We start from the raw sequence: 7,116 nt of genomic DNA, 5'->3' as shown, positions 1-7,116 counted from the left end.
CCTGGGTGACGGCGCGGGCGCGCTCGATCGCTTCGCGCACGGCCCGGCGATGGCCGCGGGCGTGCAAATCGAACCCGGTCTCGCCGCCGGCATCGGCCTCGCGTTCGGCAAGATCGCGGGCGAGCTCGGCCAGCGCGAGCGCCGCATCCGCCAAGGCCGCGCGCGCCGGGCCGAACGGACGGATGCGCCAGAGCGCAAGGGTCAGGATCGCGGCTTCCGCGGCGCCGGCCCAGAAGCCGAAGGCCGCATGCAATGCGGCGACCGGCGAGCCGGTCGGCATGTCGAGCGCCAGCACGATCGTGACGGCAAGCAGGTTGCCGGTCAGCAATCCGCCCTGCCCGTAGATGCGGGCAAGGCTGCAGCAGAAGATGGCAAGTCCCGCGACGGGAATGGCAAGCAACGGGCTGGCGCCGTCCAGCAGCCCGAAACCTCCGAGGCAGATCGCGCCGGCCACGCCGAAGATCAGCATCGGCGGCAGGCGGGCCGGCAGCGCGCCGCCTGGATCGGTAAAGCAGGCGAGCAGCGCGCCGAGCGCCGCGAGGGCGAGTTGCGGCTGGTCCAGCAGGGCGCCCGCCGCGAGCGTGCCGGCGACCGCAATCGCGGCACGAATTCCCTCGAGCAGGGAGACGGCGCGGAAGTTCAGCGCGAGGCTGCCGCCCGTCAGCGGCAACCCTGCACGATCGGTCAGCCGGGAGGGCGCATCAGCCGGCGTCATCGTCCGGCGGGCCGAACGTGCCCGACCGCGGGAAGCCCGTCGGCGGCAGCCTTCCGGCCTGGCCGCGCGCGCCGAGCCATTCGGCGAGCCGCGTTTCCGTCCGCTGCTTGTCGCCCAGCCGCCAGCTCAGCCCGGACGCAAGGGTAAAGGCCTTGGCGTCGGCCAGCCCGCCATCCTTGTATTTCTGCAGGATCACGCCGGCACCGCGCGCCATCTCCGGCACCTGCTCGAGCGGGAAGACCAGCAGCTTGCGGTTCTGCCCGATCACCGCGAGATGGTCCCCCGCGACCTTCCGGCACAGCATTGCCTCCTGCCCCGGCCGGACGGTGAGGATCTGCTTGCCGGTGCGTTTTTCCGCGCCAAGCTCGGCACCGGCGATGATGAAGCCCCGTCCGTCAGTGCCGGCAACGAGATAGCGCGCCTCGGGATCGGCGATGAAAAGCGCCGCCACCTCGTCCTCGTTGCCGAGATCGACCATCAGCCGGATCGCCTGGCCATCGCCGCGCCCGCGCGGCAGCTCGGCGGCGCGCAGGCTGTAGACGCGTCCATTGGTCGCGAAAACCGTCACGCGGTCGAGGCTGGAGCAGCGCAACAGCGCCTTCAGCCGGTCGCCTTCCTTGAACTTCAGCTCGGCCTCGGCCACGGCATGGCCCTTGAGCGCGCGGATCCACCCTTTTTCCGACAGGATCACGGTGAGCGGCTCGCGCTCCACCAGCGCCTCGACCGCCACCTCGGTCACCGGCACAGCACCGCTGATCGTGGTGCGCCGCGCGCCCGGACCGCCGCCGAATGTCTTCGCCGTCGCCTCGATTTCGGTCTCGATCCGCGCCCAGCGCTTGGCCGGGTCGGCCAGCATCGCATCCAGCGCCTTACGCTCGGCGGTCAGCGCCTTGTGCTCCTTGCGGATTTCCATCTCCTCGAGCTTGCGCAGGCTGCGCAGCCGCATGTTGAGGATCGCCTCGGCCTGGGTGTCGGTCAGGGTGAAGGCGGCGATGAGCGCGGGTTTCGGCTCGTCCTCGGTGCGGATGATGCGGATCACCTCGTCGAGATTGAGAAAGACCGCGAGATAGCCTTCGAGGATTTCCAGCCGGCGGGCGATCGCGGCGAGGCGGTGGCGCGAGCGCCGCTCCAGCACCTCGTGCCGGTGATCGAGCCAGGCGCGCAGCATCTCCCGCAGTCCCATCACCCGCGGCGTGCGGTCGGCGTCCAGCACGTTCATGTTCATGCTGAAACGCTGCTCGAAGGCGGTGGCGCGAAACAGGCTCGCCATCAGCATGTCCGGATCGACGGTGCGCGATTTCGGCTCGAGCACGATGCGCACGCGCTCGGTGCTTTCGTCGCGGATATCGCCCAGCAAGGGCAGCTTGCGCTCCGCCATCAGCTGCGCGACCTGCTCGATCAGCCGGGATTTCTGCACCTGATAGGGAATTTCGGTGACCACGATCTGCCACGCCCCGCCCTTGAGATCGCTGCGGCTCCAGCGCGCCCGCACGCGCAGCGAGCCGCGGCCGGTCTCGTAGGCGGAGAGCAGGGTCGCGCGGTCCTCCACCAGCTCGCCGCCGGTCGGGAAATCCGGCCCCTGCACGAAATCGAGCAGCGCCGCGGTCTCGGCATCCGGATGGCGGATCAGGTGGATCGCGGCGGCACAGAGCTCGGCCGCGTTGTGCGGCGGGATCGACGTCGCCATGCCGACCGCGATGCCGGCCGCGCCATTGGCCAGCAGGTTGGGAAACGCGCCGGGCAGGACGACGGGCTCGGAATCCTCGTTGTCATAGGTCGGGCGGAAATCGACGGCGTCCTCGTCGATCCCCTCCAGCAGCGCGGCGGCGACCTCGGTCAGCCGGCTTTCGGTGTAGCGCATCGCCGCGGCGTTATCGCCGTCGATATTGCCGAAATTGCCCTGGCCCTCGATCAGCGGATAGCGCGAGGCGAAATCCTGCGCGAGGCGGACCAGCGCCTCGTAGATCGACATGTCGCCATGCGGGTGGAACTTGCCCATCACGTCGCCCACCACGCGGGCGCATTTCTTGAAGCCCGAGCCCGGATCGAGCCGGAGCTGGCGCATCGCGAAGATCAGCCGGCGATGGACCGGCTTCAGCCCGTCGCGTACATCCGGCAGCGACCGCGCCATGATGGTCGACAGCGCATAGGCAAGGTACCGCTCGGAAAGGGCGGTGGCGAGTTTCGTGTCCTGAACATTGCCCAGGAGGTCATCGGGCATCGTCGTCTCCGTTCAGTCTGCGGGTCAGCCGGTCATAGAGGTCGAGCCGGGCCGTGGGAAGCGGGGCATGGCGCGCGCCGAACGCATCGCGGGCGAGGAAATGGCCGGTCAGCGCCAGCCCGTCGCGGCAGGCAGCAAGGTCGGCCTCATCGTCCGCGGCATCCTCGTCGAGCAGGAAGGCCGGCAGCTTCAGCAGCCGCGGCGCCCAATCGCCGGCTGCGCCGCGCGCCACCGCGCGGCCGGTGCGCGGCGAAACGAAGGCGAGATCCTCGGCCGCCCCGGACAGCGCGCAGGACGACAGATCGAGCCCGTAGCCGAGCTCGCGCAGCAATTCGAGTTCGAAGCGCACCAGCGCCGGCAGCGCGGTGCCGGCGATGCCGATGCCGCCCAGCAGCCGCGCAAGCCGGATGAACGCGCCGCGATGCGCCTCGCGCTCCGGCAGCGCACCCGCCGCGACGGCACAGGCCGCGCGCAGCACCGCCAGCGCCAGCGGGTCCGCCATCGCGATCGCGGCGGCGGGATGCACCAGCTCCCCGCTGATGCTGCCGAGCTGTTCCGGCAGGCGCGCGACCCAGCGGGCGTTGATCAGATTGCCTTCCTGCCAGATCGCCGCCCCGCGCCGCCCTGCCCCGCCGCGCGCCAGCCCGTGCCAGGCGCCATGCGTCTCGGCCAGGACGATGGTCCGCAGATCGCTCTCGCCGAACGCGGCAACGCTGAGGACGATCGCGGGTTCGCTCCATTCCATGCGCAGCCCTGCTCAGGAAAAGCCGGGTCGCGAATTTCGAGCCAGCCGCCTTCCCCGGTTCCATCGCGCGCCGCGACCTCGAACGAGATGTCGACCTCGCCGAAATAGACCGGCAGGTCGAAGCGCCAGTGCCGGGTTTCACCGGGCCGGATCTCGTGGGCGGCACGATGGATCTCCCGCCCGCTGCCGGCCGCCGCGAAGCCGATCGCCAGACGCAGCGCCGGGCCCGGCGCGGGCAGCAGGCGCAGCTGCGCCTCGAAGGCTGCGGGACCGGCGGCGAAGCAGCGCAGCGTGAGCCGGACCGGGGCTTCGCCGGCAGGAGCGAGGCAGAATCCCGTGTCGCCCACCGGCCTCCAGCCGCGCCCGGGCAGCGTGCAGGCCAGCGGATCGCCAGCGATGTCGAAAACCGGTTGCCGACGCGATGCCGGTTGCGGGCCGAAGGCAGCACGGTCGAACACGGCATGGCTCGGCATGGTGCCGGCCCGCCAGGCGGGCGGCGGGAACCGGGCGATCAGATCGGACGGAATCGTTGTTCCGCCCGTATGGATCATCACGCGGCGGAAGGCGGCCAGCACGCCATCGATCGCTGGGTTGGCGAGATCGGGGCAGGCTGCGGGATCGACGATCAGCAGATCGGCCTCGCCCCAGCCGAGATGCCGCAACACAGGCTCGAAGCCGAGCGTGACGATATCGCCCCGTGGATCGGGCACCAGCCGCTCGGCGCCGGTTGCCGGATCGGTCATCACGGCGAGGCGGGCGCCGGCAATGCCGACCGGGTTATGGATGGCGGAGATCCGCCGCCAGGGCAGCGTATTCAGCGCGTGCAGCCGGGCGCGCCCGGGCACCGGTTCGATGCTGGCAACGGCGGCGGCCGGAAACGCCGCGGCGAGGGCGACGGCAAGATATCCATCGCCAATCACCATGATCCGGTGCGGCAGGAACGGCAGATCGAGTCCTGCCACGCCATCCCGCAGCGCGGTGATGGCCGCTTCGGCATCGCCACTCCCGGCGCGCAGCCAGAGTGGATGCGCGAAACCAGGCCAGGCGACACACACGAGCCCGATCCGCCCGGCCACCGCCGCGCGCACCGATGCCGCCGCGTCGCCGGCCGGCGATCCCGAAGCCGGGTCGTCTGGGCCGGTCGGACCGCCGGCCAGCCGGCGGGCGATGTCGCGGCGGGTTCCAGCCGGAAGCGGAGCGGACGTGTGCGAGCGGAAATCGTCCGGCGCAGGCACGCGTCAGCCCGCCAGGGCGGCCTTCGCCGTCGATGCGAGATAGCCGGCAGCGATGGGCAGGATCTCGTCGTTGAAATTGTAGTTCTGGTTGTGCAGGAAGGCTCCCTCGGTGGCCGGCCCGTTGCCGATCCAGGCATAGGCGCCAGGAATTTCCCGCAGATACCACCCGAAATCCTCGCTTGCCATGGTTGGCGGCAGATCGGTCAGCACGGGCATGCCAAGGTCCCGCGCCACGCGGCGGCCGAGTGCGGCCTCGTCCTTGTGGTTGATCGTCGCGGCGAGGCGGCGCTCGAATATCACCTCGCCGCGGCAGCCCATCGCGGAGGCCGTATGGGCGACGATCTCGCGAATGCGGCCGGTGACATGGTCGAATACCTCCGGCAGCAAGGCGCGGACCGTGCCGCGCAGCGTCACCGTGTCCGGAATCTGGTTGTCGGCCTCGGCACCGCGCAGCACGCAGATCGAAATCACCGCGGCATCGAGCGGGTTGATGTTGCGCGAGACCACCGATTGCAGCGCGACGATGATCTGCGCGGCGCAAACCACCGGGTCTGCGGTTAGGTTCGGCATCGCGGCGTGGCCGGCATGGCCGTGGATGGTGATGCCGATGCGCTCGCCCTGGGCCATCATCGGCCCGTCATGGATCATGATCGCGCCGGCCTCGACCCCCGGCCAGTTGTGGTAGCCGAAGATGCGCTCCATCGGGAAGCGGCGGAAGAGCCCGTCTTCCATCATCGCCAGGGCGCCGCCGAAGCCCTCCTCGGCCGGCTGGAAGACGAAATGCACCGTACCCGACCAGTCCGGATCGTCTCGCAGCAACATCGCCGCGCCGAGGAGCGAGGTGGTGTGGCCATCATGCCCGCAGGCATGCATCACGCCCGGCGTTTTCGAGGCGTAAGGCAGCCCCGTCGCCTCGGTGATCGGCAGCGCGTCCATATCCGCGCGCAGGCCGACGCTGCGATTGCCGCCGCGCCGCAGGGTGGCGACGACCCCATGCCCGCCAATGCCCGACTCGAAGGGGATGCCGAGTTCCTTCAGCCTCTCGCAGACGAAGGCGGCGGTCTTTTCCTCGCGCAGCGAGAGTTCGGGGTGCTGATGCAGGTATCGGCGCCATTCGGTGAGCGTGGGCGCGATGCGTTGGGCGTGCGTGTCGGGCATGGATCGATCACCTGTATGAGCTCTCGGTCCAGAGTATGCGCCGCCGCGCCCCTGCGGCAAGGGGGCGCGCGAATGGCCTGAAAAGAATGTCTCTGACCCGTCCCCGAACTTTCATCCGTGTGCGATTGGAGTCTCGGCCGCTTCTGTTACGCCGTTCGGTGCCGGTTGTGGTGAGGCCCTCGGCATAGTCCGCCGGGGTCTGGTAGCCGAGCGAGAAGTGCGGCCTCGCGGCATTGAAATCCGCCACCCAATCAGCGATGGCGGCGCGGGCATGATCGAGGCCGAAGAACAGGCTCTCGTTCAAAAGCTCGTCGCGCATGCGGCCGCTGAAGGATTCGACATGGCCGTTCTGCATCGGCTTGCCGGGCCCGATCTAGTGCCATTCCACCCCGTGATCCTTCGACCAGACGAGGGTGGCGTCCGAGGCGAACTCGGTGCCGTGGCCGGAAACGGTCATGCCGGGCCGGCCGCGGCACCCGATCAGACGGGTCAGTTCCCGCGCGACCCGGCAAGCGGGCTTCGTTGATGGTCCCAGAGGCTCGCGGGATGCCGCCTGCCTCATCCTTCATGGCGGATTCCGAAAGACAGGAGGCTCCAACTTCCAAATAGGATGTCGGCATGACGAGTCCGGCGTGCCTGGCCCATCTTCAGCCCGCCATACTCCTTGCGCCAGCGGTCGTAGCTCGGCTCGGTGATACCGATCCGACGGCACGCATCCACAACCGTCCCGCCTTCCGCCAACGCAATCTCAGGCTCACGAAGTTTGTCGATAATCTCTTCCGGCTTGTGATTCCTTCTATCCCGGCCCTCCTTCATGCGAAAAATCCAAGCGATTTCAGTCCAGATCACCGCGACCCCGTCTGTTGTTGCAAGCCGGCAGAATTATAATCTTCTGAAATCACTCAACTATCTTTTACGACCCGGCTCTCGGGCCCGTTGGCCGCAACGCCATATCCGGCTGTGTTTATTGTCAACGCCAATCATGGTAGCGTTTATTGTTCGTGAGTTCGCTTTTTGGACAAAAAATTTACAAGGCAAGCAA

The 7,116-nt window shown here is 68.8% G+C and carries 5 protein-coding genes and 3 pseudogenes; 1 reads left to right on the top strand and 7 read right to left on the bottom strand.

Annotated elements, in window-relative coordinates; translation table 11 throughout:
- The 7 genes and pseudogenes from APM_RS03650 to APM_RS03620 all read right to left on the bottom strand — a co-directional run.
- A pseudogene (locus APM_RS03650) lies at nt 1–715 on the bottom strand (fusaric acid resistance protein); the annotation flags it as partial.
- On the bottom strand, nt 702–2,936 hold the full coding sequence (gene parC, locus APM_RS03645; RefSeq protein ID WP_007422003.1) for a DNA topoisomerase IV subunit A: 2,235 nt from the start codon (nt 2,934–2,936) through the stop codon (nt 702–704). The gene parC and the pseudogene APM_RS03650, both read right to left, overlap by 14 nt.
- Complete coding sequence (recO, locus tag APM_RS03640; RefSeq protein WP_241763098.1) at nt 2,926–3,624, bottom strand: DNA repair protein RecO; 699 nt, start codon at nt 3,622–3,624, stop codon at nt 2,926–2,928. Before recO ends, parC begins: the two co-directional genes overlap by 11 nt.
- A complete protein-coding gene (locus APM_RS03635; protein ID WP_007422001.1) occupies nt 3,522–4,916 on the bottom strand; it encodes a hypothetical protein in 1,395 nt (464 codons plus the stop codon). Before APM_RS03635 ends, recO begins: the two co-directional genes overlap by 103 nt.
- A gap of 3 nt (nt 4,917–4,919) precedes the next feature.
- Nucleotides 4,920–6,074: a M20 aminoacylase family protein gene (locus tag APM_RS03630; protein ID WP_007422000.1), complete on the bottom strand. Its 1,155-nt coding sequence runs from the start codon at nt 6,072–6,074 to the stop codon at nt 4,920–4,922.
- A gap of 160 nt (nt 6,075–6,234) precedes the next feature.
- Nucleotides 6,235–6,582 (bottom strand): annotated as a pseudogene (locus APM_RS20205) (integrase core domain-containing protein); the annotation flags it as partial.
- Nucleotides 6,583–6,695: 113 nt separating this feature from the next.
- Nucleotides 6,696–6,890: pseudogene (locus APM_RS03620) on the bottom strand (transposase); the annotation flags it as partial.
- Here APM_RS03620 and APM_RS22375 point away from each other — a divergent pair.
- A partial coding sequence (locus tag APM_RS22375) for a hypothetical protein (RefSeq protein ID WP_206740695.1) occupies nt 6,889–7,116 on the top strand: 228 nt, incomplete at its 3' end. The pseudogene APM_RS03620 and the gene APM_RS22375 overlap by 2 nt on opposite strands.

It is taken from the genome of Acidiphilium sp. PM (assembly GCF_000219295.1).
Taxonomy (GTDB): Bacteria; Pseudomonadota; Alphaproteobacteria; order Acetobacterales; family Acetobacteraceae; genus Acidiphilium; species Acidiphilium multivorum.
Note: the sequence above shows the minus strand (reverse complement) of the source record. Positions and strands in the feature narration are given on the sequence as shown.